This window comes from Mesorhizobium sp. M0909 (genome assembly GCF_040319515.1).
Classification (GTDB): domain Bacteria; phylum Pseudomonadota; class Alphaproteobacteria; order Rhizobiales; family Rhizobiaceae; genus Mesorhizobium.
This window is the reverse complement of the sequence record NZ_JAMYOA010000004.1, coordinates 307,843-333,137: the sequence shown is the minus strand read 5'-3', so window position 1 is coordinate 333,137 and position 25,295 is coordinate 307,843. Positions and strand designations below refer to the sequence as shown.

At 62.5% G+C, this 25,295-nt stretch carries 27 protein-coding genes; 18 read left to right on the top strand and 9 right to left on the bottom strand.

The annotated features are described in order from the left end of the window. The first annotated feature begins 63 nt into the window (after positions 1 to 63). From NKH83_RS08360 to NKH83_RS08340, 5 genes are all read left to right on the top strand, one after another. Positions 64 to 366: a hypothetical protein gene (locus NKH83_RS08360; protein ID WP_352803200.1), complete on the top strand. Its 303-nt coding sequence runs from the start codon at positions 64 to 66 to the stop codon at positions 364 to 366. 190 nt (positions 367 to 556) lie between these two features. Continuing rightward, positions 557 to 1,528, top strand: coding sequence for an SDR family oxidoreductase (locus NKH83_RS08355; protein ID WP_254815767.1), 972 nt, complete (start codon positions 557 to 559; stop codon positions 1,526 to 1,528). Positions 1,529 to 1,532: 4 nt separating this feature from the next. After that, positions 1,533 to 3,248, top strand: coding sequence for an HAD family hydrolase (locus NKH83_RS08350; protein ID WP_352803198.1), 1,716 nt, complete (start codon positions 1,533 to 1,535; stop codon positions 3,246 to 3,248). A gap of 108 nt (positions 3,249 to 3,356) precedes the next feature. Further along, positions 3,357 to 3,509 (top strand): peptide ABC transporter permease, encoded by a 153-nt coding sequence (locus NKH83_RS08345; protein ID WP_254815765.1) that lies wholly within the window; start codon positions 3,357 to 3,359, stop codon positions 3,507 to 3,509. A 24-nt stretch (positions 3,510 to 3,533) separates the two neighbouring features. Beyond that, the gene (locus NKH83_RS08340) at positions 3,534 to 3,977 is read left to right on the top strand and encodes a PPC domain-containing DNA-binding protein (RefSeq protein ID WP_352803196.1); all 444 of its coding nucleotides are present in this window, start codon (positions 3,534 to 3,536) and stop codon (positions 3,975 to 3,977) included. A gap of 10 nt (positions 3,978 to 3,987) precedes the next feature. Here NKH83_RS08340 and NKH83_RS08335 read toward each other — a convergent pair whose 3' ends face one another. Together NKH83_RS08335 and NKH83_RS08330 are read right to left on the bottom strand one after the other, a co-directional pair. Beyond that, positions 3,988 to 5,250 (bottom strand): DUF763 domain-containing protein, encoded by a 1,263-nt coding sequence (locus NKH83_RS08335; protein ID WP_254815763.1) that lies wholly within the window; start codon positions 5,248 to 5,250, stop codon positions 3,988 to 3,990. Positions 5,251 to 5,353: 103 nt separating this feature from the next. Continuing rightward, entirely contained in the window at positions 5,354 to 6,058 is a 705-nt protein-coding gene (locus NKH83_RS08330) for an MgtC/SapB family protein (protein WP_352476927.1), read from the bottom strand. A gap of 225 nt (positions 6,059 to 6,283) precedes the next feature. Here NKH83_RS08330 and NKH83_RS08325 point away from each other — a divergent pair, with 225 nt between their 5' ends. Continuing rightward, entirely contained in the window at positions 6,284 to 6,451 is a 168-nt protein-coding gene (locus NKH83_RS08325; protein ID WP_352803193.1) for a hypothetical protein, read from the top strand. Between the two features lie 30 nt (positions 6,452 to 6,481). After that, positions 6,482 to 7,480 carry an ATP-dependent DNA ligase gene (locus NKH83_RS08320; protein WP_352803190.1) on the top strand — a complete coding sequence of 333 codons (999 nt, stop codon included), beginning with the start codon at positions 6,482 to 6,484 and terminating at the stop codon, positions 7,478 to 7,480. Between the two features lie 135 nt (positions 7,481 to 7,615). On the opposite strand, the gene NKH83_RS08315 is transcribed toward NKH83_RS08320, so the two are convergent. Together NKH83_RS08315 and NKH83_RS08310 are read right to left on the bottom strand one after the other, a co-directional pair. Then, a complete protein-coding gene (locus tag NKH83_RS08315; RefSeq protein ID WP_254815759.1) occupies positions 7,616 to 8,143 on the bottom strand; it encodes a YciE/YciF ferroxidase family protein in 528 nt (175 codons plus the stop codon). Between the two features lie 168 nt (positions 8,144 to 8,311). Next, positions 8,312 to 9,061 (bottom strand): Crp/Fnr family transcriptional regulator, encoded by a 750-nt coding sequence (locus NKH83_RS08310; RefSeq protein WP_352803187.1) that lies wholly within the window; start codon positions 9,059 to 9,061, stop codon positions 8,312 to 8,314. 498 nt (positions 9,062 to 9,559) lie between these two features. On the opposite strand from NKH83_RS08310, the gene NKH83_RS08305 reads away from it, so the two are divergent. Next, positions 9,560 to 9,757 carry a hypothetical protein gene (locus NKH83_RS08305; protein WP_254815757.1) on the top strand — a complete coding sequence of 66 codons (198 nt, stop codon included), beginning with the start codon at positions 9,560 to 9,562 and terminating at the stop codon, positions 9,755 to 9,757. Positions 9,758 to 10,048: 291 nt separating this feature from the next. On the opposite strand, the gene NKH83_RS08300 is transcribed toward NKH83_RS08305, so the two are convergent. Further along, positions 10,049 to 10,213 (bottom strand): DUF3309 family protein, encoded by a 165-nt coding sequence (locus NKH83_RS08300; RefSeq protein WP_023677107.1) that lies wholly within the window; start codon positions 10,211 to 10,213, stop codon positions 10,049 to 10,051. 308 nt (positions 10,214 to 10,521) lie between these two features. On the opposite strand from NKH83_RS08300, the gene NKH83_RS08295 reads away from it, so the two are divergent. Beyond that, the gene (locus tag NKH83_RS08295) at positions 10,522 to 10,833 is read left to right on the top strand and encodes a hypothetical protein (RefSeq protein WP_352803185.1); all 312 of its coding nucleotides are present in this window, start codon (positions 10,522 to 10,524) and stop codon (positions 10,831 to 10,833) included. Positions 10,834 to 11,003: 170 nt separating this feature from the next. On the opposite strand, the gene NKH83_RS08290 is transcribed toward NKH83_RS08295, so the two are convergent. Beyond that, positions 11,004 to 11,135, bottom strand: coding sequence for a hypothetical protein (locus NKH83_RS08290; RefSeq protein WP_352803181.1), 132 nt, complete (start codon positions 11,133 to 11,135; stop codon positions 11,004 to 11,006). A gap of 276 nt (positions 11,136 to 11,411) precedes the next feature. Between NKH83_RS08290 and NKH83_RS08285 the strand changes: the two genes are divergently transcribed. Both NKH83_RS08285 and NKH83_RS08280 read left to right on the top strand, forming a co-directional pair. Beyond that, positions 11,412 to 11,933: a DUF4142 domain-containing protein gene (locus tag NKH83_RS08285; protein WP_352647974.1), complete on the top strand. Its 522-nt coding sequence runs from the start codon at positions 11,412 to 11,414 to the stop codon at positions 11,931 to 11,933. Between the two features lie 232 nt (positions 11,934 to 12,165). Continuing rightward, positions 12,166 to 12,408 carry a polymerase gene (locus NKH83_RS08280; protein ID WP_352803177.1) on the top strand — a complete coding sequence of 81 codons (243 nt, stop codon included), beginning with the start codon at positions 12,166 to 12,168 and terminating at the stop codon, positions 12,406 to 12,408. Between the two features lie 117 nt (positions 12,409 to 12,525). Here NKH83_RS08280 and NKH83_RS08275 read toward each other — a convergent pair whose 3' ends face one another. Next, positions 12,526 to 13,242: a DUF1236 domain-containing protein gene (locus tag NKH83_RS08275; protein ID WP_352803173.1), complete on the bottom strand. Its 717-nt coding sequence runs from the start codon at positions 13,240 to 13,242 to the stop codon at positions 12,526 to 12,528. A gap of 202 nt (positions 13,243 to 13,444) precedes the next feature. Between NKH83_RS08275 and NKH83_RS08270 the strand changes: the two genes are divergently transcribed. The 4 genes from NKH83_RS08270 to NKH83_RS08255 all read left to right on the top strand — a co-directional run bounded on the left by NKH83_RS08270 (position 13,445) and on the right by NKH83_RS08255 (position 16,737). Then, positions 13,445 to 13,744 carry a DUF1236 domain-containing protein gene (locus NKH83_RS08270; protein ID WP_254815751.1) on the top strand — a complete coding sequence of 100 codons (300 nt, stop codon included), beginning with the start codon at positions 13,445 to 13,447 and terminating at the stop codon, positions 13,742 to 13,744. A 309-nt stretch (positions 13,745 to 14,053) separates the two neighbouring features. Then, positions 14,054 to 14,902 (top strand): MetQ/NlpA family lipoprotein, encoded by an 849-nt coding sequence (locus NKH83_RS08265; RefSeq protein ID WP_352476920.1) that lies wholly within the window; start codon positions 14,054 to 14,056, stop codon positions 14,900 to 14,902. A 100-nt stretch (positions 14,903 to 15,002) separates the two neighbouring features. Further along, positions 15,003 to 16,100, top strand: a complete 1,098-nt coding sequence (locus NKH83_RS08260) for a methionine ABC transporter ATP-binding protein (RefSeq protein WP_352476919.1) — start codon at positions 15,003 to 15,005, stop codon at positions 16,098 to 16,100. Then, positions 16,081 to 16,737, top strand: a complete 657-nt coding sequence (locus tag NKH83_RS08255; RefSeq protein WP_352476918.1) for a methionine ABC transporter permease — start codon at positions 16,081 to 16,083, stop codon at positions 16,735 to 16,737. The genes NKH83_RS08260 and NKH83_RS08255 overlap by 20 nt, the downstream gene beginning before the upstream one ends. Positions 16,738 to 16,774: 37 nt before the next feature. On the opposite strand, the gene NKH83_RS08250 is transcribed toward NKH83_RS08255, so the two are convergent. Together NKH83_RS08250 and NKH83_RS08245 are read right to left on the bottom strand one after the other, a co-directional pair. Next, on the bottom strand, positions 16,775 to 18,517 hold the full coding sequence (locus NKH83_RS08250; RefSeq protein WP_352803168.1) for a hydantoinase B/oxoprolinase family protein: 1,743 nt from the start codon (positions 18,515 to 18,517) through the stop codon (positions 16,775 to 16,777). Between the two features lies 1 nt (position 18,518). Next, on the bottom strand, positions 18,519 to 20,603 hold the full coding sequence (locus NKH83_RS08245; protein WP_352803166.1) for a hydantoinase/oxoprolinase family protein: 2,085 nt from the start codon (positions 20,601 to 20,603) through the stop codon (positions 18,519 to 18,521). Positions 20,604 to 20,820: 217 nt separating this feature from the next. Between NKH83_RS08245 and NKH83_RS08240 the strand changes: the two genes are divergently transcribed. From NKH83_RS08240 to NKH83_RS08230, 3 genes are all read left to right on the top strand, one after another. Further along, the gene (locus NKH83_RS08240) at positions 20,821 to 21,648 is read left to right on the top strand and encodes a ferredoxin--NADP reductase (RefSeq protein WP_352476915.1); all 828 of its coding nucleotides are present in this window, start codon (positions 20,821 to 20,823) and stop codon (positions 21,646 to 21,648) included. 163 nt (positions 21,649 to 21,811) lie between these two features. Further along, a complete protein-coding gene (gene deoC / locus NKH83_RS08235) occupies positions 21,812 to 22,861 on the top strand; it encodes a deoxyribose-phosphate aldolase (RefSeq protein ID WP_352476913.1) in 1,050 nt (349 codons plus the stop codon). A 13-nt stretch (positions 22,862 to 22,874) separates the two neighbouring features. Next, positions 22,875 to 25,247: an aldehyde dehydrogenase family protein gene (locus NKH83_RS08230; protein WP_352476912.1), complete on the top strand. Its 2,373-nt coding sequence runs from the start codon at positions 22,875 to 22,877 to the stop codon at positions 25,245 to 25,247. Positions 25,248 to 25,295 lie beyond the last annotated feature (48 nt).

The following is a 25,295-nucleotide window of genomic DNA, read 5'->3' as shown; positions in this document are numbered from 1 at the left end:
CAAGCATCCATTTTGCAGCACGTACGTTAATGACACTACAGTTTGCCGCTACAGGTGAGCACCATGAGTGCTAATGCGATAGAATTCTTGCAGGACTGGATTCACGAAAACGTTCATGTGCCGCCGCCTCCGATCAGGCTTGAAAAGGAGGCGGAAATCCTCGCCAGGGAATGCAAGCAAGAGGCGGCCAACGCCGGGGTACCCATCGAGGACATCGAGGAAGAGGTTGGCGACCTCAAGGATCTGCTCGTCGCCAAGCTCGAAGACGCAGCCGAGGACGAGGCCAGGCAACTCGATGGCAAGGGCAGCGACATGAATAGGACGGCTGGAGCCAGCGGTCGGGCGACACTGCAGAACAATCTGTGATTCAGGGCGGGCCGAACAAATGCGCCGCTGAGGACGCCGCAATCTCCTGGGCATTTTCAGCGGGTTCGTACTGCAGCGGGTTGCCGTGGCTCAGACTTCGCACGATCCGCTCCGGACTGAAGGAATGACGCCATGGCATAAACCTTTTCGCCGGACATGCGTTGTTGGGTTTCAAGCCAGGGAGATGACCATGCAGATGAAATCGGAAATCGCCGGCGAGGCCGCCAAGCAGCGGCATATCCAGCGCCGTATCGACGAGAAGGACAAGTCCAAATCCAATGGCAAGCAAAAAGGCGCCATGCAGGCCGGCGCCCGCAAATATCCCGAGCCGCCCTTCCCCGAGCAGCACCAGCCGAAGCCGGGGCATGAATGGGCGATCGAGCCGGCGCCGCTTTATGATGCGCCATTTTATATCGGATCAAAAAAGCTCGACGGCAAAGTGGCCGTCATTACCGGCGGCGATTCAGGCATCGGCCGTGCGGTGGCCGTGCTCTATGCGCGTGAAGGCGCCGATGTGGCGATCGTCTATCTCTCGGAGGACAAGGACGCCGAAGAGACCAAAAGGGCCGTCGAAGCCGAAGGCCGGCGCTGCATCCTGATCAAGGCCGATGTCAGCGAACGCGACCACTGCCACAACGCGGTGGCTGAGATCGTGCAGGAGTTTGGGCGCATCGACGTGCTGGTCAACAACGCCGCTTTCCAGATCCATTCCAGCGATTTCAGCGAGCTGACCGAGGAGCATTTCGACACGACGCTGAAGACCAACCTTTACGGCTATTTCCACATGGCGCAGGAGGCGGTACCGCACATGAAGCCCGGTTCGGCAATCATCAATACCGGCTCCGTGACCGGCATCGAGGGCTCGAAGCAACTGGTCGACTACTCCATGACCAAGGGCGGCATTCATGCCTTCACCCGCGCGCTCTCAGGCAACCTTGTCGACAAGGGCATAAGGGTCAACGCCGTGGCGCCAGGCCCGGTTTGGACGCCGCTCAACCCCTCGGACAAGGAAGCCGGCGATGTTTCGAAATTTGGCGCCGATACGCCGATGAAACGGCCCGCCCAGCCGGAGGAGATCGCGCCGGCCTACGTGTTCCTCGCCTCGCCGCACTGCTCGAGCTATATCACCGGCGAGATATTGCCGATCGTGGGCGGCTATTGACGGCATGTATTTCATTGCCCTGGCCACTGACTATGACGGCACGCTGGCGCATGAGGGGATCGTTGCCGAGAAGACGCTTGCGGCGCTTGAACGCTTCAAGAAGAGCGGCCGCAAACTCATTCTCGTCACCGGGCGCGAGCTGCCCGACCTCAAACGCGTCTTTCCCGAAGTCGCGATCTTCGACAAGGTCGTCGCCGAAAACGGGGCGCTGATCTACACGCCGGCCAGCGAGGAGGAGCGGACGATATCTCCGCCGCCCGCCCCCGAGCTCATCGCCAAACTCAGGAAACGCGGTGTCAAACCGCTTTCGGTCGGACGCTCGATCGTAGCAACCTGGGAACCGCATCAGGCTACCGCGCTCGAGGTCATCAAGAAATTGGGGCTGGAGCTGGAAATCATCTTCAACAAGGGCGCGGTGATGATCCTGCCCAGCGGCATCAACAAGGCGACCGGCCTGACAGCCGCGCTTCAAGACCTCAGATTGTCGCCGCACAACGTCGTCGGTGTCGGCGACGCCGAAAACGACCACGCCTTCCTGCGCGCCTGCGGCTTCAGCGTCGCCGTCGACAACGCACTGCCGGCAGTCAAGGAAACGGCGGATCTCGTGACACGCGGCGCGCGCGGAAAAGGCGTCGAGGAACTGATCACCAAGGTGGTGGAGCGCGATCGCGAGCTTGTGCCGAGCCGCGACGGCATTGTGCTTGGCTCGGAGGACGGCAAGGAGGTGTATCTGTCGCCAACCGATACGGTGCTGATCGCCGGGAGCTCCGGCATCGGCAAATCGACCCTGGCGACCGCACTGACGGAGCGCTTCGTCGAGAGAAAGTTCCAGTTCTGCATCTTCGATCCGGAAGGCGACTACGATGGCCTCGAAGGCGCGGTCCGGCTGGGCGACGGCTCGAACGCGCCGACGAAAACGCAATTGCTCGATCTCCTGGAGAAGCCTGACAACAATCTTGTCGTCAATGGCCTGGCGCTGCGCGTCAACGAGCGGCCGGACTTCTTTGCCGACCTGCTGCCGGGCCTCGGCAGTCTTCGTTTCCGTACGGCACGACCGCACTGGCTGATCATCGACGAGGCGCATCACCTCCTGCCGAAGCGGCGCGACGATACCCCAATGGTGCTGGCGATGGAATTGCCGGGCACGATCCTGATCACGGTTCATCCGGACGCGATCTCAACCGATGCATTGCGGCTGGTCACCGCCGTCATCGCACTCGGCCCGAAGGCAAAAAAGGTCATCAAGACGTTCTGCCGCGAGACCGGCACCGAACCGCCAAAGGACAAGGATCTGAGCTCTCCAAAAGACGAGCGCGTGCTGTTCTGGCGGCCGCAGGCGCACAAGAAACCTGCCATGGTCGAGCCGATCGAGCCGCGGCAGTCGCTCAAGCGCCACAGCCGCAAATATGCCGAGGGCCAGCTCGACGAGAAGGGCAGCTTCTATTTCCGCGGCCCCGACAATGCAATGAACCTCCGCGCCCATAATCTGATGATTTTCGCCCAGATCGCCGAGGGTATCGACGACAGGACCTGGGAACATCATCTGCGCGCCGGCGACTATTCCGAATGGTTTCGCCACCAGATCAGGGACAAGGAACTGGCGCGCGAGACCGCGGAGGCGGAGAAAGACGGCACACTTTCGGCGCAGGAGAGCCGCAACCACATCCTGGACGCAGTGCGCCGCCGCTATACCGCGCCCGCCACCGCGCCAAAGGAATAGTTGCAAACGGCGCCCAGCCGTGGAACCTCATCCGCCAAACGAAATTGTGTTCTATCGGGCGCCAGATCCAATCAAATGCCGAATAATTGCCCCGGAAAGAGACGATGGATGAGCAGCGACCCGGACAAGAATGGTCCTGTCTTTTCGGCGGAGCAGGCGCGGCAGGGCGAGATCATCCTGCGGACGCGGGCGCGCCGGATCATTTTCATCGCCGGCCTGGTGGGTCTCGTCTTTCTGGCATTGCTGGTGTGGTGGGTTTGAATTCCTGACGGCTGGAGCGAAATCATGAAATCACAGCTTGTTGCCGAAAGCGCCGGGCAGAGAACGTTCGTGGTTGTGCTTGATCCCGGCGAAGAGGCGTTTGCGCAGCTGACGTCGTTCGCGGTCGAGCGTGGCGTCGGCGGCGCGTCGCTGACTGCGCTCGGCGCTTTCGAAAGGGCAACCGTCGGCTGGTTCGACCCTGGAGAAAGGACCTACCGGAAAATCCCCATCCAGGAACAGTGCGAAGTGCTGAGCGCGATCCGCGATGTTGCCATCGGCGACGACGGCAGGCCCAGCCTGCACGTCCACGCAGTCCTTGGATTGAGTGACGGCACCACGAGGGGTGGTCATCTGCTGGACGGAATCGTGCGGCCGACGCTCGAGGTCACATTGGTGGAGACGCCTGGCCATCTGCGCCGCAGGCATCATCCCGAACTCGGCGTCGCCCTGATCGACCTGGAGCCTTGATCCGAGCCGATCACTTCGTTGATTTGACTGCGGCCGTTTCGGGTACACCCTCCCAACCGAAGACGCTGCGGCCGCCGAGCAGATGCGATTGCTCGAACTCCCCGGCGACGATTTCCTTCAGGCTTGGGCCGGTGACATAGCGCTCGACCTGCCGCGACTGGTCGTCCAGCCGCCGCAAGGCGCCGATCTCTTCGTCACGGCCGAGCCTGGCCTTGTGGACAGCCGACTTCAGCACGCCGATCGTCTCGTCATAGACTTTCAGCGGCACAGGGAACGGGTGCCTGTCCTTGCCGCCATGCGCCAGCGAGAAGCGTCCTGGATCGGAAAAACGGCACGGCGCGCCATGCACGACTTCGGCGACCAACGCCAGCGCCCGCACCGTGCGCGCGCCGACATTGGGCACCAGGAGAAGCTCGGCGAAATCCGTCGGGCCGCGCTCGGCCGCCGCGGCGATGTTGCCGTGCAGGCGGCGCATGACGACATCGCTTTCGCGCACATCGTGGTGCGCCGGCATGACCAGATGCGGCAACAGCTTTTGCGCCGGCTCCGGCGCTGGCGCCGAACCCCGCTCCAAAGCGGCAAGTTCCCTCACGATGCGATCCGGTCCAAGGCCGTGCAGAAGGTCCAGTTGTCCCTGGCGCGACGCTTCGGCGCGGCGGTCGGTCAGGTTGACGATCTCGCCCTGATTGGCGCCCTCGATGGCAGCATGCGGCTGGTCGACAAAGCTCTTCAGGCCCTCGGACAGCCAGTGATAGCGGCGCGCCACCTTGCTGTCGCCGTTCATGCCTTGCTGCACCACCACCCACTTGCCGTCGTCGGTGACGATAAAGCCGTGCAGATAGAGATCGAAACCGTCCTGGACCGCGGCGCTGTCCACCTTGGCGACAAGCCGGCTGGCAGTCGCGAGGCCTTGCCCGTCGAGGCCGACACGCTCGCCGATCAGGGCGAGCTCATGCGGGGTCTTGCGCGAATGCGCGCCGCGGCCGCCGCAAACGTGGATGCCGAGTTCGCCGGAAAGCGGCGACAGCCCGCGCTTCAACGCTCCGACGACGCTGGTGGTGATGCCGGAGGAATGCCAGTCCATCCCCATCACGGCGCCAAAAGACTGGAACCAGAACGGATGCGCCAGCCGGCGCAGCAATTCATCGCGGCCGTAATGGTGGATGATCGCCTCGCACATGACCGCGCCAAGCCGCGTCATGCGGTCGCCGAGCCATTTCGGTACGCGCCCGCCGTGAAGTGGGAGATCAGCACTTCCCGATCGCTGTGCCACGGTCTTTTGCTTGCTCCTTGAGTCCTGCCTCGACAGATAGGTATCGAAAGGGGTGTGGAGAAGCTATGGCCTGATTCAGGCCGCGATCGTTGCAAGCCGCCAGCTAGCGGGCAGGTTCGCTGAGGAGATCAAACTTCTGGATCTCGCAATGCTCGCCCACCGATTCCAGCAGATCTATTGGCGGTGCGCCAGTGTCCGGCCGTCTCCAACTGATCTCGAACGAGAAAACAGGGTCTTTGATATCCGGGCGCCTCTCTATCGCGACGAGGCGTGCCCGGTAGCCAAGCGGCCCGATCATCGTATCGAGTTCCTGTCGGGCTGCGGCCTTCCAGGTCACCGCCAACTGGGCGTGGTGTTCGCGCGAAATTCGAAGATCCACCCATTTCAGGACGAGCAAGGTGGCCAGCGTCAGTGCGGTGCCGGCCGCGCCCAAGCCGTATTGGCCACCACCGAAAGCCAATCCGATCGCCGTCATCACCCACAAGGTGGCCGCCGTGGTGACGCCGCTGACAAGACTCCCACGGCGAAGAATGGCGCCACCGCCGATAAAGCCGACGCCGGTCAGCACGCCCAGCGGAAAGCGCAAGACGTCCATCGATGCAAACGAATCCGGGTGCTTGCCAACAGTTCCCAGCAGAATGCTGGCCTGGACCATTGCGATGGCGGCCGCCAACCCGACCAGCACGGTGGTGCGTAGCCCCGCCGCGTGCCCCCGCGCCTCCCGGTTGAGGCCTATCAACAGGCCGGCGAGCGCGGTCAGAAGTAGTCGTGCTGCGATGTCCTGCCAAACCGGAACAACGAGGAGCATCGCGGTCACCCGTCGGGCCAGGCGCTGCTGGCCAGGAATAGCGCCATGGTCAAAGCGAACAAGGGCAAGAGCGTCTTCATCGCAAATTCTTTTCGTCGATAAGCAACAAACGATGCGCCTGGATTTTGGTTGCGCCGCCGACGATTCACCCGAAGATGGGCAGCGGCGGAACAAAACCTTCGGCCTGCGGGTTGGTTGGTTCACGCCAACGAAGGATTTGCAGTCATGGTCCGCTTGCTGCTTGCTGGAGCCGTCGCTTATCTGGCCTATCGCATCACCAAGGAGATCGGTGGATCCGGCGAGGTCGATCCGCTTTCGCCTTCCGCCGACCAAGCCGGCCGCAAGGCGCCGAGGCGGCAAAGCGGGGCACAGGGGAATGGCCGGCGGCGGTAGCGAATGGCGTAGCGGCGGCGCGGACCAGCCATGACCGCATTTCCGTTGCCGCTCGACCTTCGTCCGATGGAAGCCAAAGCCGCCGATGCAATTCCTGGCGGCGACGGGCTTTGGCAATACGAGCCGAAATGGGACGGGTTTCGCTGCCTCGCGTTCAAGGGCGACGATGCGGTCGACCTGCGTGCAAAATCCGGCAAGCCGCTTGGCCGCTATTTTCCCGAACTGGTCGCGGTGCTGCGCGATGTGAGCTCGCGACAGTTTGTTGCCGATGGCGAGATTGTCATCGAGGTCGACGGATCGTCCTCTTTCGAGGCCCTGCAAATGCGCCTTCATCCCGCCGAAAGCAGGATCCGCAAGTTAAGCCTCGAGACGCCTGCCATGCTGGTCCTGTTCGATATGCTGGCCGAACCCGGCGGCAGGATCATCATCGAAGAGCCTCTCACCACCAGGAGGCAGGCGATTGAGGCCTTTGTCGCGACGGCGGCACGGCCCGAACTGCACCTGTCCAAATATACGCACGACGCCGCTACCGCCGAGCGCTGGCTGCAGGGCGCCGGCCACGGCTCCACCGACGGTGTTGTTGCAAAACTGATCGCCGGGCCATACCGGCCCGGCGAGCGCGCCATGGTCAAGGTCAAGCGACTGCGCACTGCGGATTGCGTGGTCGGCGGCTTTCGCTATCTCGCCGGCAGCAACGAAGTCGGATCCCTGCTGCTTGGCCTCTACAATAACGAAGGCAGGCTGGACCATGTCGGGTTCACCTCGACCATCGGCAAGGACGACAGGGCAGCATTGACCAGACGGCTGGAAAAACTGCGGGCCAAACCGGGTTTCACCGGCAAGGCGCCGGGCGGACCAAGCCGCTGGAGCACGGAGCGGAGCGGACAATGGGAACCGATAAAGCCTGAACTGGTGGTCGAGGTTCGGTTCGACCATGTGACAGGGGACCGGTTCCGGCACGGGACAAAGCTGTTGCGCTGGCGGCCGGACAAGGAGCCCCGGCAATGCACGTTCGAGCAGATCGAGTAAGTCCGCTCCGAGGCACCGCTTCAAGGTTCTAGCCGCCGGCTCTACCGTTCATGACGGACCAATGCAGAATTCACCGGTTCGCCGCGGCCAACCGAGCCTTGGCAACATTTCCGAGGCTCGGTTGCGGTTTTGAAATCAAGCGGCTTCTTGCATTGCGCGTTCGTTGACACCGCTTTCGCCGAGCTTGGAAAGCGCTTCGTCGGTCGCGACCTCTTCCTTGAGAGTTGCCCTGAGCAGCTCGACAACATCGCTCTTGCCAAGTTCTTCCGCCCACGCGATCAAAGTGCCGTAGCGAGCGATCTCGTAATGTTCGACAGCTTGCGCCGCACCGACAAGCCCGGCGTCGAGCGCGGGAGCACCATTATACTCCTCGAGCATTTCCGAGCCCTCTTCGATGATGCCGTCAATCGCCGGACAGGTTTTGCCGCGGGCCGGCTTGCCGAATTTCTCGAACACCTCCTCGAGGCGGTCGACATGTCCTTCGGTTTCCATGCGGTGTTTCTCGAAAGCGGCGGTCACTTCTTCCGACTCCGCTCCCTTGGCCATTTTGGGCAGCGCTTTCAGTATCTTCTTCTCGGCGTAGTAGAGGTCTTTGAGCCCGTCGAGGAACAGATCCTCAAGGCCCTTGCTTGCCGCCTTCGCGGCCTTTTTCGTGGTCGCCATGATCCTCTCCCGAATGGTAGGTGCCGCCTCGCAAAGTGGAGGTGTCCGATAACCCTCCGACGGGAAACAAGTTCCCTGACGCTACGGGAGCTTTGAAAATTTTTTCCGACCCGCGTGTGGTGTCGCAAGGGCCTCGACCTGCGGCAGCAATCGGCGAGGAAAGCGCCGTCAGCGCTCGCCGATATGCTCGACCAGGCGGATGTATTCGGCCTCGGCCAAGCCGTAGCCGCCATCTGCCAGTGCGACGAGACCATCGCGGTCGCGGATGATAATTTCGCCGCGACGGGACCGGATGAGCCCTCGCCCCTCAAGCAGCTGCAGCGCGACCGTGACACCCGGGCGCCTTACGCCAAGCATGATCGACAGGAATTCGTGAGTGATCGTCAGCCGGCCGCCGTCCACCCGATCGTCACACATGAGCAGCCAGCGCGCCAGCCGGTCTTCAAGTTTCGATCGCGCGTTAACCAGCGCGGTAAAGCCAGTCTGTACATGCAGATATTGCACGTAGCGCAGCAAGAACAGCCGCAGCGTCGGGCTTTGTGTCAGCGCCGCTTTGAACGGCTCGGCGTCGATCTTGGCGGCTTCTCCCGCCAGCTGCACATAGCAATCATGGACCGTACGGTCGTCGCCCATTATCAGGGCCGAGCCGGTCATACCTTCCAAGCCGACAACGCCAACTTCCGCATCGCTGCCGTTCGGCATTTTCGCAACCACGGAACCGATACCCTCCTCGAGGAAATAAATGGCCTCGATCGGCGATCCGGACACTTCGAGCGATTGCCGTAACTCCAGCGGACAGCGCTCGATGTGCGGCTCGAGAGAAGCGAAATCGCCGGCGCTCATTCGGCGCAACAGCTTGTTTTTGTATGGATTTTTATTCGAATATGGATTCTTATTGGAAGTTGCTGGATCAGACATAGTTGGGCCCAAAACAGGGCAAGAGCTTTTTTATCTCCCAGCCGTCCGCGCCCGGTATAACCTGCGAACGATAGCGCTTATATAAGCACTGAAAGGTATGGAGCCTACTAAATAAAAAAATGAATCGATGCACGGCAGTTCTCCTGCCGCTTGCCTACGAAAACATCCGACTGAAAGTTAGAGTTGGAAACGTACCAAAGACGGCTTGGTACGAAAACGACAATTGAGATCGCCGGGCGCAAAAGAGCCCGTCGCGAGGGATGCAACGGGCTCCATTCGGGCGTCGTGGGCTACGCCCAGTGATCCAAATGAGGGTGGGTTGGATCGCAGCAACAATGCAGGTGCAAGACAGTCGTTCCCAAACTGTCTGCTTGGTAATTTCTGTACATTGAGTTTGGACGAGAGCGGCGCTAATTGAATTGGAGTCGTCCACACAGGCATGGCGAGTGGACGCTTGAAAGACGCTTAGCGCTTTCGCCCTTTTCAAGGGAGGATGGCATGTCGATGCAAGGTGCAGCAACTCCAGCCGAACTGAGCGTGCTGAGAAAAGCGCTCGACGACTGCTGCCGCGAGTTGGGTGTTGCGGACGACAGTCCTGTCCGCGAGCGGTTGGCAGCCCGTATCATGTCGCTGTTCAACGAGGGTGTGCTCAGCGCCGATCTGAAAGAAGCGCTGGCCGCCGATCGCCAACACTAAGCTGCTGCTATGGCGGCGTCCTCGGCGCCGAAAGGTTCGGGCACCGAGTCGCCCTTTCTGGCCAGGGTCCCGGTTTGCCAAGGATCTTGGAAATCTTGTCTTTTCACGACAAAACGCCCGGCGCTTATTACCAAGCGGCAGGCGTTTTTGTCGCGAGCGTGACACTAACGCGTGTCGCGCTTGACCGGCCTCATGCGATGCACTTTAGGTTCCTGTTTTATGCATGTCGTTATCACAAAACCGCTGCACACCCTCGGTCAAGCCCGAGGGCATGCTTTTGCGCGACATGCATCAAATGCGCCCAAGCAGGACCAGGATAATGACGATAAGCAGCACCAAGCCGAGGCCGCCACCACCGTAATAGCCGGTGCCATAGAACGGTCCGCCGCCCAAGCCGCTGAAGCCGCCAAGCAAGGCAAGGACCAAGATGATGATGAGAATGGTTCCAAGGCCCATGATGTCTGCTCTCCTTGTTTGCGCTGCCGCCATTCGCATCAGCGCGTCGCATTGTACAAAGGTATGAACTCGCAAGAAGCATTCCTGTTCCGGCGGGACGGTAAGGCGTACACTCATGCGGCGAGCAAAATGCCGGGCCGTGCCGTCAGAAAAGTCCACAGATGCATGCCGGCGGAGAATGGCATGGCGGCCGCCTTGAACACCTGAGAAGATGCTGAAATTCATGGGGAATTTGTCGGAACCTTCGCCCGCCCGAACGGTTGTTTTCGTAGTCGCAACGCGACGACCCTCGTAAAAGGAGAAGCATCATGCTCACGAAAATTCTCGCAGCTTCCGCGCTTACGATCGGTCTGGCCACGTCAGCGATGGCCCAGAACGTCGGCGATCCCTCCGGAGACGCTACCGACGGCAGCGGGCGGACGATCGTAGCCCCGAATAATGGCGGCCCGGACACCGGCACGGATTCGACCATCACCAACAGCATTCGCGATTTCTCAACGACGAATTCGAATGCCGACCGGAATTGCCCGCCAGGCCCGCAGGGGGCTCTGCCTGATGCGACCGGCAAGGCTCCTGGCACGATGGCCCCGACGGTTAACGACAACCACTGCGGCAAGTAAGCGCCCGGTGATCACAGCCTGACCAGGCCGCGGAGCATAGGCTCCGCGGCCTGTTGGTTTTTGCCGCAAATTAGCGCCTAACGGCCGCGGTGGTCAAAACTGACCGCGATCTCCCGACCGTCCAACGCGCGAACGATGAAGCCAACCAGCTCCTCGTCGGTTTGCCGGAACTAGGGAAAGCGTCTGCGCAAATCGGCTATGACGACGGTGGTCGAGAGAATATCGCCGGAATGGTAGTCGGCCATGACGGTATGAATGGCTTTGTCGGTTTCCATACCAAGCGGCGACTTGATCTGCCCCACGGAAGCCTCCACCCATCTCTCCCGGCCAACGATAGCAAGACCGCGGCAAAGCGAAAGAGCTTGTACGATTGCGTACGATCTCGCCGCGTGCGTTGCAATTTGCGGGACGCAGCCGGCGTCCTTTGTTTTGCGTTTCCAAACTATTGTCTGGCGTCGCGGCGGCTCTGGCGCCACGACCAGGCAACCTCGCTGCAGCTTCCGCGTTGAGCCATCGAGGGATGACATCAGCCTCGGAGAGCTCCCATGAAAACACTTCTATCCATCACTGCGGCAGCGATGATGGCCGGCGCGCCTTTGGTTGCTTTTGCCCAATCGGCGACGCTGACGCCTCTAACGACCGACACCATGAGCAAGGTTGACACTGCGACGTTCGTCAAGACGGTGCCCATCGCCAATACATTCGAAATCGAATCGAGCCGACTTGCGCAGACGCAGGCGAAGGCCGACGACGTAAAAGCCTTCGCGGCGCAAATGGTCACGGACCACACCAAGGCCGACGAGGAGTTCAAGGCGGCGCTCAGCAAGGGTCAGACGACTTCGGCCACCGCGCCAGCCGGCCCGCCGCTGGACACCAAGCACCAGGCGCTGCTCGACCAACTCAAGGAGGCCAGCGGGGACAGCTTCCAATCGAAATACATCGACATGCAGACCCAGGCGCATAAGGAAGCGGTGGCGCTGTTTTCCGCTTACGCAAATTCCGGCGACGATCCGGCGATGAAGGAATTTGCCAAAAAGACGCTGCCGGTGCTGCAAATGCACGAACGTCACGTGAAGGATCTCGCTGCCGCGCATCAATGAGGGCGACGACCGCCAGCGGTTTCGCCAACGGAGACGCCGAGCTTGAAGGGAGCGGCCGTCGTCGGCCCGGGAACAAAGTACCGAGAGTGCCGTTATTCACTTGGCCTATTCCCGGGAGGATCCAATGGGAGGCGGCATTCGCGAGGTGCCGAGGGCAGTAGAGCTGGGTTTCGGCACCGTTCCGATTGCCGCTGTCACAGGCTGAATCGATTTCCGGCCGGGACAGGTTACCATGCGCTACGGCGAGATATTTGCAAACGCAACGGCGCTCTTGTTGGTGGCGCTGATGGTTGGCGGCATCTTCATCTTGTTTGGAGAACCGCTGTGGCCGCGGCACTACGCGAGAATGGTGCTGGTCCCGAATATTGATGCCATGGCCACTGCGTCATTCCGAACAAGGTGCGCTCCAAGTCCATGCCTGCCCGACACCATCGATCAGACCATGCTGGCTCCTCGCCCCGAGGACGGGCCGTGATCTGCGATTTGCAGACGCTGCAACGCTGTGGAGTGGGATGCGGTAAGGCCCGCCGCGCAAGTCGCGCCGCGGGCTTACCGGTGCAATCAAATGGTCTTGCAAACCGTCCGGCTACAACTAGGTCAGGATAAGCACGATCTTGTAGGTATTCGGATCGACGATGACGATTCGGCCATCGGCCAGCACGAAATATTCATAGGATTCGTAAGCCGGAACAATCTTGACGATGCGCGCCGGCAGACGATGCAGCCGGACCTTCTTTCGCGGAACCTCGACGCCGACAGAGATGTCGAAATCGACATTGGAAACCGGTTGGACATTCGTTTCCTTGATGACCTGGGTAATCTCTGTCTTCTGTTCAACGGTCACATTGCTGATGGAAGCGGTCGAACTCTGGTCCTGCGTCTGCGTAGAGGCGTTGCCCTGAGTCTGCTCGCTGGTCGTGGTCCCAGTCTTGCCCTGAGCCTGCTCCTCGGTCTTCATTTTCGTGTTGCCTTGGGCCTGCTCGGTAGTGGTGGTTCCGGTTTTGCCCTGGGCCTGCTCGTCGGTTTTCATTTTGGTGTTGCCCGTGGCCTGCTGGTCAGTCGTGGCGCCAGCCTTGCCCTGAGCTTGCTCGTCGGTCTTCAGCTTTTTGTTGCCCTGCGCCTGTTGTTCAGTCGTAGCGCCGGCCTTGCCCTGAGCCTGCTCGCCCATCTTGGCGCCATTTGGACAGTTGGCAGTGCCGGCTGCGCAATTGGCGCCGGACTGGTCGTCGGTCGACTGCTGCGTCTGGGCAAGTGCCGCTCCGCAGCTGACGCTGATTGCTAGCATGCTGGTGATCAGAACGCCTTTCATGAGAGATCTCCTTGGAAAATGCGTCCCTTCACCGCGTAAAACTGCGGCTAAAAAACTTTGTTCCAAATTAACCGAGCGAAACGGCAAGCGATCCGAGCGGCGGAACAAGCTTTGCCCGGTGACGTTACCGACCTAGCGACCCCGCTGCGAACGGCATGACGCGGCGCAGCGCAGAGGTGGCTCACGACGAAAGGAGACGATCATGAGAATGCATCTTTCCGCGGCTGCGGCTGGGTTCTTGCTGCTTGCGGGTGTTGGCGCCGCTGCGGCCCAGGACGTGGTCATCGAACCGCAGCAGGAGACGATCGTACGCGAGTATGTGAAAAAGCAGCCTCTGGCGTCCGTCCAGCTTCCCGGCGTGGAGCTCAATGTCGGCTCGACACTGCCCGATACCGTCGAGCTTCATGAAGTTCCCAGCGTCAAATACCGCTACGTCGTCGTCGACAATCGGACCGTCCTGGTCGATCCTGGCACGCGCAGGATCGTGAAGGTCATCGAGTGAACAAGCGCGTCGCTTTGAAGGGACATGCGGCGCGTCCAGCATTGTCGACATCCCAGACTGCTGCCCTTGTTGGGCATTCCGACGCAGAAAGGCCCGCCGTTCCGACGCACGGCGGGCCACATAGCCGAGTCAGCACGCCAGGCGGCAGGGTTCTGTGCTCGCCAGACCAGAAACTTTGAGAGAATATTCCCGGCTCCTCATCTGGTGTGAAATACTGTTCTTTGATCTGGCGATCAGCATTTCCGATGATGCCCGCAAGGCTTCGCATTCCGCCTGGCCGCAACGATTGCAAAACCGATGGGATTGACCATGCCTGGGAACACCAACACTTTGCTTCCATTCTTTTCGGCAACTATAAGCCGGCGCGCCGGCCTCGCTGTACTTTTCGCATCAGCGGTTGCGATTGTCAGCCTTGCTGCGCCGTCGTTCGCCGAGGACAAGACGGCGGTCAAGGTCGGCATCATGAGCGGCGAGGACGAGGACGTCTGGCGCGTCGTCACCGCCCAGGCGGTGGAGAGGGGCCTGACGATCGAGACCGTGGTGTTCAACGACTATACCCAGCCGAATGAAGCGCTCGAGCGTGGCGAAATCGACGCCAACGCCTTCCAGCACAAGCCCTATCTCGACAACCAGATCAAGACGCAGGGCTATCACATCGTCCCGGTCGGCTATACCGGGGTCTGGCCGATCGGCCTTTATTCCAAGAAGTACGCGAATATTGCCGACCTGCCCGAAGGCGCGGTCATTGGCGTGCCGAACGACCCGTCCAATGAGGGCCGCGCACTGCGCGTCCTGCAGAGCGAACATCTGATCAAGCTCAGGGAGGGCACCGGCATTCTTGCGACGACCACCGACATCGCCGAAAACCCGAAGCACTTGGTCATCAAGGAGCTGGACGCAGGCATCGTCGGGCGCTCGGTGGAAGACCTCGACGGGGCCGTAGTCAACACGGATTGGGCGCTTAAGAGCGGCCTCACACCGGAGAACCGCATCGCCCAGGAGGCGGTGGCCGACAATCCCTATCGCAATTTCATCGCGGTCAAGGCCGGCAATGAAAACCAGCCCTGGGTAAAGACATTGGTCGCCTCCTATCAGAACGAAAAGGTGAAGGCCGAATTCGACCGGGTCTACAAGGGAACCGGCATCAGCGCCTATTGATGCCGAGCTCGACTGGGCGCTGAAGCCTAGCATGATAAAGCGGTCCGCGCTTCAACGCGGACCGCGATCGCGTTTGCGGGACACCAATACAGGAACTTTCATGAACCAGCATTTCGCCTCGGTCACCGAAGTCACGCATCCCGTCGGCGGCCGCTCCGCGGGACCGAACGATGTCGTGCGTCTCATCGAGCTGAAGCGCCGCTTCGGCGCGACAGCGGCGCTGGACGGCGTGTCGCTCAGCGTGCGCCAGGGCGAGATCCTCGGCATCATCGGCCGCAGCGGCGCCGGCAAGTCGACGCTGATACGCTGCCTGAACGGCCTGGAGCGGCCGGATTCAGGACAAGTCTTCATCGAAGGCCGCGACATCAGCCGGCTCGGCGAGCGCGAATTGCAGCCGCTGCGCCGGCGCATCGGCATGATCTTCCAGCATTTCAACCTGCTGTCCGCCAAGACGGTCGAAGACAATGTAGCGCTGCCGCTCAAGATCGAAGGCCGGCCCAGGGCCGAACGCCTGGCGCGCGCCGCCGAGCTGCTCGAGCTTGTCGGCCTGTCGGAGAAGGCGAAAGCCTATCCGGCGTCGCTGTCGGGCGGGCAGAAGCAGCGCGTCGGCATTGCCCGGGCGCTTGCGGCGCGCCCGGCGCTGCTGCTGTCGGACGAAGCGACCTCGGCGTTGGACCCGGAGACGACGCGCTCCATCCTTGCCTTGCTCAGAGACATCAACCGGCAGCTCGGCCTGACCATCCTGCTCATCACGCACGAGATGGAGGTGATCCGTTCGATCGCCGATCGTGTCGCGGTGATCGACGCTGGGCGGATCGTCGAGCAAGGCCCGGTCTGGTCGGTTTTTGCGGACCCCAAGTCGGCGATCACGCAGAGCCTGCTCGGCGGCATCCGGCCGCAATTGCCGGCAGAGATCGCAAGCCGGCTAACGCGGAACGCCGGCGTGGAGGCGATCCTCAGGATCGACGTGGCCGGTGAGGCCGCGCGAAGCCCGCTTTTGTCCGATCTTGCCTCGGCAGTTCCCGGCTCGTTCCGCCTCGTGCATGGCGGCATCGATCACGTCCAGCAGCAGCCGGTCGGGACACTGTTCGTTGCGGTCGCCGGCAGCAATGAAGCTCACCTGGCAGAGGTGATCGCGTTCTTGAAAGCCCGCCAAGCGCGGGTGGAGGTGCTTGGCCATGTCGCCGGTTCTGTTTGAGCTTCTCGTCCGTTCGATCTGGGAAACGATCCTGATGACGGCCGCCTCCGGCCTCATCTCGCTGGTTTTCGGGCTGCCGCTCGGCCTGGCGCTGGTCGCCACCGACCGCGGCGGCATCGCCGAAAACCTGTGGGTGAACCGCGCGCTTGGCGCTGTCATCAACGGCTTCCGCTCTGTGCCTTTCATCATCCTGCTGGTTGCGCTGATCCCGGTGACGCGGCTGATCGTCGGCACCTCGATCGGCACTTGGGCAGCGATCGTTCCGCTGTCGATCGCCGCGACGCCCTACTATGCCCGGATCGCCGAAGTGTCGCTGCGTGAGGTCGACCACGGGCTGATCGAAGCGGCGCGCGCCATGGGCGGCAACCGCTGGACGATCATTCGCGAGGTGCTGGTGCCGGAAGCGCTGCCCGGCATCGTCGCCGGCTTCACGGTGACGCTGGTGACGCTGATCGGCGCCTCGGCGATGGCCGGCGCCATCGGCGCCGGCGGGCTCGGCGACCTCGCCATCCGCTACGGTTACCAGCGCTTCGAAACGTCAGTCATGATCGCCGTGGTCATCGTCCTGATCGTCCTGGTCTGCGGCATCCAGTGGGCCGGCGACCGGCTGGTCGCGAGACTGGATCACCGCAACTGATTGTTGGCCGCAAATGAGGGAATCCGAGGCCGCGCCGTCATCCGGCGCGCCTCTTTTCCGTGGCTGCCCGGTCGATCCCCAATCCATCCGCCGAGAGAGCGACCCCGAACTTTTCGGCGGCTTCTGCGGGCGTGTAATAGCCCAGCGCGACATCCCTCGCCACCAGATCGGCGTCCCGCTGCAACGGGTCGCCGTAGCCGCCGCCGCCCGGTGTGCCGACGCGCACGCGGTCGCCTGCCTTCAACGCGATGTCCTGCTCCTTGGACAGATGCGGCGGCACATGTTCCTTGCCGTCGCGGAACACGGTCACCGTGTTGACCGCGCCGTCCTTGCCGCCGAGCGCACCTTGCGGGCCGAACCGGCCGTGATCCATGACGAAGGAGGCGCGGGCGTCGCCGCGCAGGATTTCCACCTCATAGGCAAGCCCGAAACCGCCGCGGTGCTTGCCGGCGCCGCCCGAGCCTTCGCGCAGCGCATAGTGGCGGTAGAGCACCGGGAAGGCCTGCTCCATGATTTCGACCGGCGGCGACTTGGAGATGCCTATGGTCGAGCAGCCATTGGTCAGGCCGTCGTGATCAGCATTGCCACCATAGCCGCCGCCGGAAATCTGGTACATGACGTAGTCGCGGCCACGGACCGGGTCGTTGCCGCCGAGCGCGAAATTGCCGCTGGAGCCAGCCGGAGCCGCCGTCACCCTGTCCGGCAGAGCCTGCACCATCGCCGCGAACACCGCCTCGGCGATGCGCTGCGAAACCTCGGCTGCGCAGCCCGACACAGGGCGTGGATATTTGGCGTCGAGGAAGGTGCCTTCCGGCCGCTTGACGATCAGCGGTTCGAAGGCGCCGGCGCTGATCGGCACATCCGGGAAAATATGGCGCATGGCGAGATAGACCGAGGACAACGTCGTCGCCAGAACGCTGTTCATCGGCCCGGCGCAGGGTTTTGATGAGCCCGAGAAGTCGAAGCTGAGCGTGTCGCCTTTTTTCTCGACTGCCAGCGCGATGATCAGCGGCTCGTTTACCACGCCGTCTGAATCGACGAAGGCCAGCGAACGATAGATCCCGTCGGGAATGGCCGATATGTTGACGCGCATCTGTTCAGCGGCGCGGCGCCGCAATTCGGCGATCGCTTCGACAACCGTTTCATCTCCGTAACGATCCAGGATTCCGTTGAGCCTGTCCTGACCGATCAGCAGTGCCGCCGCCTGTGCGCGGATATCGCCAATGCGCTGGTCGGCAACACGGATGTTGGAAGAGATGATGGCGTAGATCTCCGGGTCGAGCACGCCCTTCTTGAACAGTTTCACCGGCGGCAACCGCAAGCCTTCCTGCTCGACCGCCGTTGCCGAGGCGGAGAAGCCGCCCGGCACCGAACCGCCAATGTCGGGCCAATGGCCGGTGTTCGACAGCCAGCAGAAGATCTTCCCGTCCCGGTAGACCGGCATGGCGAAGCGCACATCCATCAGATGGGTGCCGCCGAGATAAGGATCGTTGACGATGTAGATATCGCCCGGCTCGGGCGGCAGGCAGCGGCCGTCGGCGATCATCTCGATCACCGTTTTGGTCGAATACTGCATAACGCCGACGAACACCGGCAGGCCCTGGCTGCCTTGCGCGATCAGCGAACCATCGAGCGCCGAATAGATGCCATCCGAACGGTCATTGGCCTCGGCGATAACAGGCGAAAACGCGGCGCGCGAAAACGTCAGGTCCATTTCGTCGCAGACCTGCTGCAGGGCCGCCTGGAGGACCGAAAGCGTAATAGTGTCGAGCTGCGCCATCTCAGGCCTCACCGATATCGATGATGATGTTGCCGTCGGCATCCGACCGCGCCCGGTCGCCGGGCTCTAGCACGGTAGTGGCGTCCATCTGTTCGAGGATCGCCGGCCCCATGATGACTGCGTCGAGCGGCAGCTTTTCCCTGCTGTAGACCGGCGTATCGTACCAGCGCCCGCCGTACCAGACCGGCCGGATCTCGCGCCGCGCCCCTTCGAGCGTTTTGGCGCGCCCAGCCGGGTCGATCAGCCGGGACAGATCGATCGTCGGCCGCACCCCGGTGACCGACGTGTTGAGGTTGACCAGATTGGCGCGGATTTCCGGTAGCTCGACCTTGAAGCGGGCGAAATAGGCACTCTCGAACAGTTGCTGCAGTACCTGACGTGTCACGGCAGACGACGGCAGCGGCACGTTGATGATATGCGTCTGGCCGACGAACTGCATGTCGGCGGAATGCGTGACACGGATTGCTTCCGGCTTCACCGCTTCCTTGCCGATCAGCTCCTCGCCTTCGTTTCGGTGCCGTTCCAATGTCTCGTGGAGTTGGGTTTCATCGAGATTGGCCACCGGCTGGTTGACCGTGTTGACGAAATCATGGCGCAGATCAGCGACGACGCAGCCGAGAGCATTGGTGATGCCTGGCCGCGCCGGCACCAGCACTTTCGGCAGGCCTAGTTCGCGCGCCAATGCCGTCGCATGCAGCGGACCGGCGCCGCCGAAGGCGAACAGCGCGAAATCGCGTGGGTCGTGGCCGCGCGACACCGAGACCATGCGGATGGCGCCGGCCATCTTCACGTTGCCGAGCCGCAGCACCGCACCCGCCGCCTCGACGCCGGACAAGCCTGTGGCGCGGCCGATCCTGTCCTCGAATATGCCGGTGACCCGTTCGACGGTGACCGGGTTTTCCACCGCGAGCAGCTTCTTCGGCGCCAGCCTGCCGAGCACCAGATTGGCGTCGGTGATGGTCGGCTCCAAGCCGCCGCGTCCGTAGCAGATTGGCCCGGGATTGGCGCCGGCGCTTTCCGGGCCGATCTGGATCAGGCCGGCCGCATCGACGCGGGCGATCGAGCCGCCGCCGGCGCCGACCGTATGGACCGCCACCATCGGCACGTGGATCGGCATCGCATATTCGATCTCGATCTCGTTCGACACTGCCGGCTCGGCGTTGCGGATCAGCGCCACGTCGGTCGAGGTGCCGCCCATGTCGTAGGTGACCAGGTTTTCGAAGCCGGCGCGTTTGCCGGTATAGGCGGCAGCAATGACACCGGAAGCGGGGCCGGACATGACGGTCTTGGCCGACTCACGTGTGACAAAGCGGGCCGAGATCATGCCGCCATTGCCGTTCATGATCAGGAAGTCGCGGGCGTAGCCTTTTGACGCCAGCTCCTTGCGCAGCCGCTCGACATAGCGTTCGAGGATCGGCTGCACCGAGGCGTTGACCGAAGCGGTCACGCCGCGCTCGAATTCGCGCGCTTCCGAAAGCAGGGCGTGGCCTGTCGTGATGTAGCCGTTCGGCCAAAGCTCGGCCGCTATCTCGGCGGCGCGCCGCTCATGCGCCGGGTTGGCGTAGGAATGCAGGAAATGGATGACCAGGGATTCGCAGCCGGCTGCGATCAGTTGTGAAACCGCTGTCCGCATCTCGGCCTCGTCGAGCGGGATGCGCACCGCGCCTGAGGCCTCGACCCGCTCCGACACTTCGAGCCGCAGATTGCGCGGAATGATCGGAACGAAGGTGCCCGTCATTCCATAGGCCTGCGGCCGTGTCCGCCGGCCAAGCTCGATGACGTCGCGAAAGCCGCGCGTGGTGATCATGCCGGTCTTGGCCAGCCGGCGCTCCAGGACCGCGTTGGTGGTCGTCGTCGTGCCGTGCACGATGAGGTCGATGCCGTCGACCGGAAATCCGGTGGCGCCAAGTGCCGAAACGACGCCGAACGCCTGGTTGTCGACTGTCGTCGGGGTCTTGGCGATGTGGACCCGGCCACCGTCACGGCCGTCGATCAGAAGGAGGTCGGTAAAAGTTCCGCCGACATCGATGCCGGCGACGACGCTGCCAGTCGAATCCAGCGCTTGCGCCGAAAAATTCTGTCCCATTGTCGAAACCCGAAATGCCCGAACTGCCTACATGCCTTAGTTTGGAAAGCTGTTTTACGGCGGCGTCTTGACGCAAATATCGTTTGTATACTAATAAATTCCGGACACAAGAGCTTACCGCTTCGGAGTGTGCAAACGGCACGCTGGAACCTGACCGGTTCGGGCGCGCAGGTGGAGATTTGGCGCCGCCGCTGAGCCGGCCCAGAAGGTTAGTTTGATGAACACCACATCCGCGTTCAACACCGCCGGCGCGCGGCCGCTGCAGTTTCCGATACCGGCCAATGTCTATGCCGAAACCGTGGTCTCGGTGAAGCATTATACCGACCGGCTGTTTTCGTTCCGCATCACCCGGCCGCAGTCGCTGCGCTTTCGCTCCGGCGAATTCGTCATGATCGGCCTGCCCAATGCCGAGAAGCCAGTGTTCCGCGCCTATTCGATCGCCAGCCCGTCCTGGGACGACGAACTCGAGTTCTTCTCGATCAAGGTGCCGGACGGCCCGCTTACCTCGGAGCTGCAGAAAATCGAGATCGGCGATACCGTCATCATGCGGCAGAAGTCGACGGGCACGCTGGTGGTCGACGCGCTGACGCCGGCCAAGCGCCTGTTCATGATCTCGACCGGCACCGGCATTGCTCCCTTCGCCAGCCTGCTGCGCGATCCCGATACTTATGAGAAGTTCGAGCAGGTTATCCTGACCCATACCTGCCGCGACAATGCCGAGCTCACCTACGGCCAGGAACTGGTGGCCGCACTGGAGAACGATCCGCTGATCGGCGAGCTTACCGGCGGCCGCGTCACGCTGTATAATTCGACAACGCGCGAGACCTCCGAGCGCATGGGCCGCATCACCGCGCTGATCGGCTCGGGCAAATTCTACACCGATCTCGGCATCGACAGGCTCAATCCCGAGACCGACCGCATCATGATCTGCGGCTCGATGCATATGCTCAAGGACGTCAAGGAGCTGGCTGAAAGCCACGGCTTCCAGGAAGGCTCGCTGCATCATCCGGCAAGCTTCGTCGTCGAGCGCGCCTTCGTCGGCTGAGACGCGGCAGTTCAGAGTCTACTGGTTTGCGACCCTGATTTTGACCATACGGTCAAAAGTCGGCTGCCTCGACCGTCTTTTTCCGCTATGACCGCTTGAAGGACTCGTGAAGCGCTGCTTCACGGTCTATCTTCGGCATAACTCGCTGAACAAGGGGCAGGAGATGAGCAGCACAATCCGCGAAACCGATCTCGGCACGTCCAAGATCACGCCGCTGCCGGCGCGCGCCGCCGCCAATGCGCCGATGCCGCAAGCCCATGGCATTGCCCGCAATCCCGGCATGAGGCTCGATCTCGGCTTCATGGAATCGATGCGCAGCGTCAACCGCTCGGCGCTGGAACGCCGCGTCGCCAGCCTGACCAAAAGACGCTCGATCAAGGCCGATAACCAGGCGGCCTGGCTGCTGCGCGCCGTCGCCTGCATGGACCTGACGACGCTGAACTCGAATGACACGGAAGAGCGCGTGCGCCGGCTTTGTGCCAAGGCGGTGAACCCGTTCCGTCGCGACATCGTCGAAGGGCTCGGCATTACTGGTGAAAAGATCCGCCCCGCGGCGGTCTGCGTCTATCATCCCTTCGTCGCCACCGCCGTCGAAGCGCTGCGCGGCAGCGGCGTCCATGTCGCCGCCGTTTCGACCGCCTTCCCGCATGGACTTGCACCGCTTTCGACGCGCCTGCAAGAGATCGAAGCATCGGTCCGCGACGGCGCCGACGAGATCGACGTCGTCATCCCGCGCGGCTTGGTATTCGGGGCGAAATGGCAGGAGCTCTATAACGAGATCGTCTCGATGCGCGCCGCTTGCGGCGAGGCGCATCTGAAGGTGATCCTCGGTACCGGCGACCTCGCCACGCTGCGCAACGTCATGCTCGCCTCGATGGTGGCGATGATGGCGGGTGCAGATTTCATCAAAACCTCGACCGGCAAGGAAAGTGTCAACGCGACGCTGCCGGTCGGCCTTGCCATGGTGCGCGCCATCCGCGCCTATTTCGAGGAAACCGGCTATCTCATCGGCTTCAAGCCGGCCGGTGGCATTTCCACGGCAAAAGCCTCGCTCGATTGGCTGGTGCTGATGAAGGAAGAGCTTGGCCGGCCGTGGCTGGAGCCGGAGCTGTTCCGCTTCGGAGCATCGAGCCTTTTGACCGATATCGAGCGCCAGCTCGAGCATCATCTGACCGGCCACTACTCGGCCAATCATCGCCACGCGATGGCGTGATTCGGAGCGCTTCATGAACATCCTCGAACGCTATCACGCCATGGATTACGGGCTGGCGCCGGAAGCCCGCAACGAGGCCGATGCCTGGCTGGCCGCGCGGGATTTCGGCAAGGCGCTGTTCATCGGCGGCGACTGGAAGGCAGCCAGCGAAGGCAAAACCTTCGACACCAGCGATCCGTCCTCGGGAAAGCTGCTGGCCAAGGTGTCGGACGCTGGTGCCGCCGATATCGACGCGGCGGTGTCGGCCGCCACAAAAGCGCTGCCGAAATGGAGCGCCAGCACCGGCTACAGCCGAGCCAAGGTGCTCTATGCCATCGGCCGCGCCATGCAGCGCCACCAACGGCTGTTCGCGGTGCTTGAGACAATCGACAATGGCAAGCCGATCCGCGAAAGCCGCGACATCGACGTGCCGCTGGCGATCCGCCATTTTATCCATCATGCCGGCTGGGCGCAGACGCTGGACAGGGATTTTCCCGGTCACAAGGGCGTCGGCGTCGTCGGCCAGATCATCCCGTGGAACTTCCCGCTCTTGATGCTCGCCTGGAAGATCGCGCCGGCGCTCGCCGCGGGCTGCACCGTGGTGCTCAAACCCGCGGAATTCACGCCACTCACCGCGATCCTGTTTGCCGAGATCTGCGCACGCGCCGGCGTGCCGAAGGGCGTCGTCAACATCGTCCAGGGCGGGCCGGAGGCGGGCGCGGCCATCGTCAACCATCCCGGCGTCCAGAAGATTGCCTTCACCGGTTCGTCCGAGGTCGGCAAGATCATCCGCAAGGCCACTGCCGGCTCGGGCAAGAAACTTTCGCTGGAGCTTGGCGGCAAGTCGGCATTCGTCGTTTTCGAGGATGCCGACCTCGACAGCGCCGTCGAGGGTCTGGTCGACGGCATCTGGTTCAACCAGGGCCAGGTGTGCTGTGCCGGCTCGCGCCTTCTGGTGCAGGAAGGCATCGCCGACGCCTTCATCGCCAAGGTCAAGACGCGGATGAGCCGGCTGCGCGTCGGCAGCCCGCTCGACAAGAACACCGATATCGGCCCGCTGGTCGATTTGACTCAGCTCGATCGCGTCAAGGGCCTGATCGCCGACGGTGCCAAGCAGGGCGCGATCTGCTGGCAGCCGGACTCGGCGCTGCCCGCCGCGGGCTATTACCATCTGCCGACGCTGGCGACCGGTGTTTCGCCGGCTAACATCTTGGCACAGGAAGAGGTGTTCGGGCCGGTGCTCGTCACCATGACCTTCCGCAACACCGAGGAAGCGATCGAGCTCGCCAACAACACACGCTATGGCCTGGCCGCTTCGGTGTGGAGCGAGAACATCAATCTTGCCCTGCACGTCGCGCCGCAATTGAAGGCCGGCGTCGTCTGGGTCAACGGCACCAATATGTTCGACGCCGCCTGCGGCTTCGGCGGCTATCGCGAGAGCGGCTTTGGCCGCGAAGGCGGGCGCGAGGGCATGTTCGAATATCTCTCGGCAAAACTGCCGCTCGGCCCGATCATCAAACCCGCAAATTCTTCTGCCCAACCTGTCGAGCAGGCGGAAGGTGGCGTCATCGACCGCACGGCAAAGCTGTTCATCGGCGGCAAGCAGGTCCGGCCGGACGGCAATTATTCCTTGCCCATCGCCAGCGCCAAGGGCAAGCTTGCCGGCGAGGTCGGTCTCGGCAACCGCAAGGATATCCGCGACGCCGTCGCGGCCGCGCGCGCCTGCAAGGCCTGGCCGGAGGCGACCGCCTACAACCGCAGCCAGGTACTCTACTACGTGGCCGAAAACCTTTCCGGCCGCGCCGACGAGTTTGCCGCCCGTTTGACCCAGCTCACCGGCGCGACCGGCAAGGCGGCGCGTGACGAGGTCGAGCTGTCGATCGAGCGCCTGTTCCTCTATGCCGGCCTGGCCGACAAATTCGAGGGCGGCGTCCACCAGCCGCCGGCCCGCGCCGTCACGCTGGCGCTGCACGAGCCAGTCGGCGTCGTCGGCATCATCGCACCGGACAATGCGCCTCTGCTTGGCCTGATCTCGCTGATGGCACCGGCGCTCGCCATGGGCAACACCGTAGTCGCAGTGCCATCCGAAAAATACCCGCTGCTTGCCACCGACCTCTACCAGGTCATCGAATATTCCGACGTTCCGGCGGGCGCTATCAACATCGTTACGGGCCGTAGCGCCGAGCTGGCCGGCGTGCTGGCCAAGCACGACGATGTCGACGGGCTCTGGATGTTCGCCGATGCCGACACCTGTGCCAAGGCGGAGGCCGAGTCCATCGGCAATCTCAAGCGTGTCTGGACCGGCAACGGCCACAGCCTCGACTGGGCGTCGAGCCAAGCAGCCGGCGATGCCTTGCTGCGGCGTGCGATCGAGGTCAAGAACGTCTGGGTGCCCTACGGCGACTGAGTGTCCCGGAGGGGACGTCCGGGCTTGACGGGCCAAAAGATGTTCTTT

Excerpts from the sequence above, each read along its gene's own strand:
- NKH83_RS08275 (WP_352803173.1), bottom strand. The coding sequence starts at position 13,242 with ATGAAAGGCGTTCTGATCACCAGCATGCTAGCAATCAGCGTCAGCTGC.
- NKH83_RS08310 (WP_352803187.1), bottom strand. The coding sequence starts at position 9,061 with ATGTCTGATCCAGCAACTTCCAATAAGAATCCATATTCGAATAAAAAT.
- NKH83_RS08260 (WP_352476919.1), top strand. The coding sequence starts at position 15,003 with ATGAACCAGCATTTCGCCTCGGTCACCGAAGTCACGCATCCCGTCGGC.
- NKH83_RS08245 (WP_352803166.1), bottom strand. The coding sequence starts at position 20,603 with ATGGGACAGAATTTTTCGGCGCAAGCGCTGGATTCGACTGGCAGCGTC.
- NKH83_RS08265 (WP_352476920.1), top strand. The coding sequence starts at position 14,054 with ATGCCTGGGAACACCAACACTTTGCTTCCATTCTTTTCGGCAACTATA.
- NKH83_RS08305 (WP_254815757.1), top strand. The coding sequence starts at position 9,560 with ATGTCGATGCAAGGTGCAGCAACTCCAGCCGAACTGAGCGTGCTGAGA.
- NKH83_RS08325 (WP_352803193.1), top strand. The coding sequence starts at position 6,284 with ATGGTCCGCTTGCTGCTTGCTGGAGCCGTCGCTTATCTGGCCTATCGC.
- NKH83_RS08285 (WP_352647974.1), top strand. The coding sequence starts at position 11,412 with ATGATGGCCGGCGCGCCTTTGGTTGCTTTTGCCCAATCGGCGACGCTG.
- NKH83_RS08350 (WP_352803198.1), top strand. The coding sequence starts at position 1,533 with ATGTATTTCATTGCCCTGGCCACTGACTATGACGGCACGCTGGCGCAT.
- NKH83_RS08315 (WP_254815759.1), bottom strand. The coding sequence starts at position 8,143 with ATGGCGACCACGAAAAAGGCCGCGAAGGCGGCAAGCAAGGGCCTTGAG.
- deoC (WP_352476913.1), top strand. The coding sequence starts at position 21,812 with ATGAGCAGCACAATCCGCGAAACCGATCTCGGCACGTCCAAGATCACG.
- NKH83_RS08240 (WP_352476915.1), top strand. The coding sequence starts at position 20,821 with ATGAACACCACATCCGCGTTCAACACCGCCGGCGCGCGGCCGCTGCAG.
- NKH83_RS08270 (WP_254815751.1), top strand. The coding sequence starts at position 13,445 with ATGAGAATGCATCTTTCCGCGGCTGCGGCTGGGTTCTTGCTGCTTGCG.
- NKH83_RS08330 (WP_352476927.1), bottom strand. The coding sequence starts at position 6,058 with ATGCTCCTCGTTGTTCCGGTTTGGCAGGACATCGCAGCACGACTACTT.
- NKH83_RS08255 (WP_352476918.1), top strand. The coding sequence starts at position 16,081 with ATGTCGCCGGTTCTGTTTGAGCTTCTCGTCCGTTCGATCTGGGAAACG.
- NKH83_RS08360 (WP_352803200.1), top strand. The coding sequence starts at position 64 with ATGAGTGCTAATGCGATAGAATTCTTGCAGGACTGGATTCACGAAAAC.
- NKH83_RS08320 (WP_352803190.1), top strand. The coding sequence starts at position 6,482 with ATGACCGCATTTCCGTTGCCGCTCGACCTTCGTCCGATGGAAGCCAAA.
- NKH83_RS08300 (WP_023677107.1), bottom strand. The coding sequence starts at position 10,213 with ATGGGCCTTGGAACCATTCTCATCATCATCTTGGTCCTTGCCTTGCTT.
- NKH83_RS08280 (WP_352803177.1), top strand. The coding sequence starts at position 12,166 with ATGCGCTACGGCGAGATATTTGCAAACGCAACGGCGCTCTTGTTGGTG.
- NKH83_RS08295 (WP_352803185.1), top strand. The coding sequence starts at position 10,522 with ATGCTCACGAAAATTCTCGCAGCTTCCGCGCTTACGATCGGTCTGGCC.
- NKH83_RS08345 (WP_254815765.1), top strand. The coding sequence starts at position 3,357 with ATGAGCAGCGACCCGGACAAGAATGGTCCTGTCTTTTCGGCGGAGCAG.
- NKH83_RS08250 (WP_352803168.1), bottom strand. The coding sequence starts at position 18,517 with ATGGCGCAGCTCGACACTATTACGCTTTCGGTCCTCCAGGCGGCCCTG.
- NKH83_RS08355 (WP_254815767.1), top strand. The coding sequence starts at position 557 with ATGCAGATGAAATCGGAAATCGCCGGCGAGGCCGCCAAGCAGCGGCAT.
- NKH83_RS08340 (WP_352803196.1), top strand. The coding sequence starts at position 3,534 with ATGAAATCACAGCTTGTTGCCGAAAGCGCCGGGCAGAGAACGTTCGTG.
- NKH83_RS08230 (WP_352476912.1), top strand. The coding sequence starts at position 22,875 with ATGAACATCCTCGAACGCTATCACGCCATGGATTACGGGCTGGCGCCG.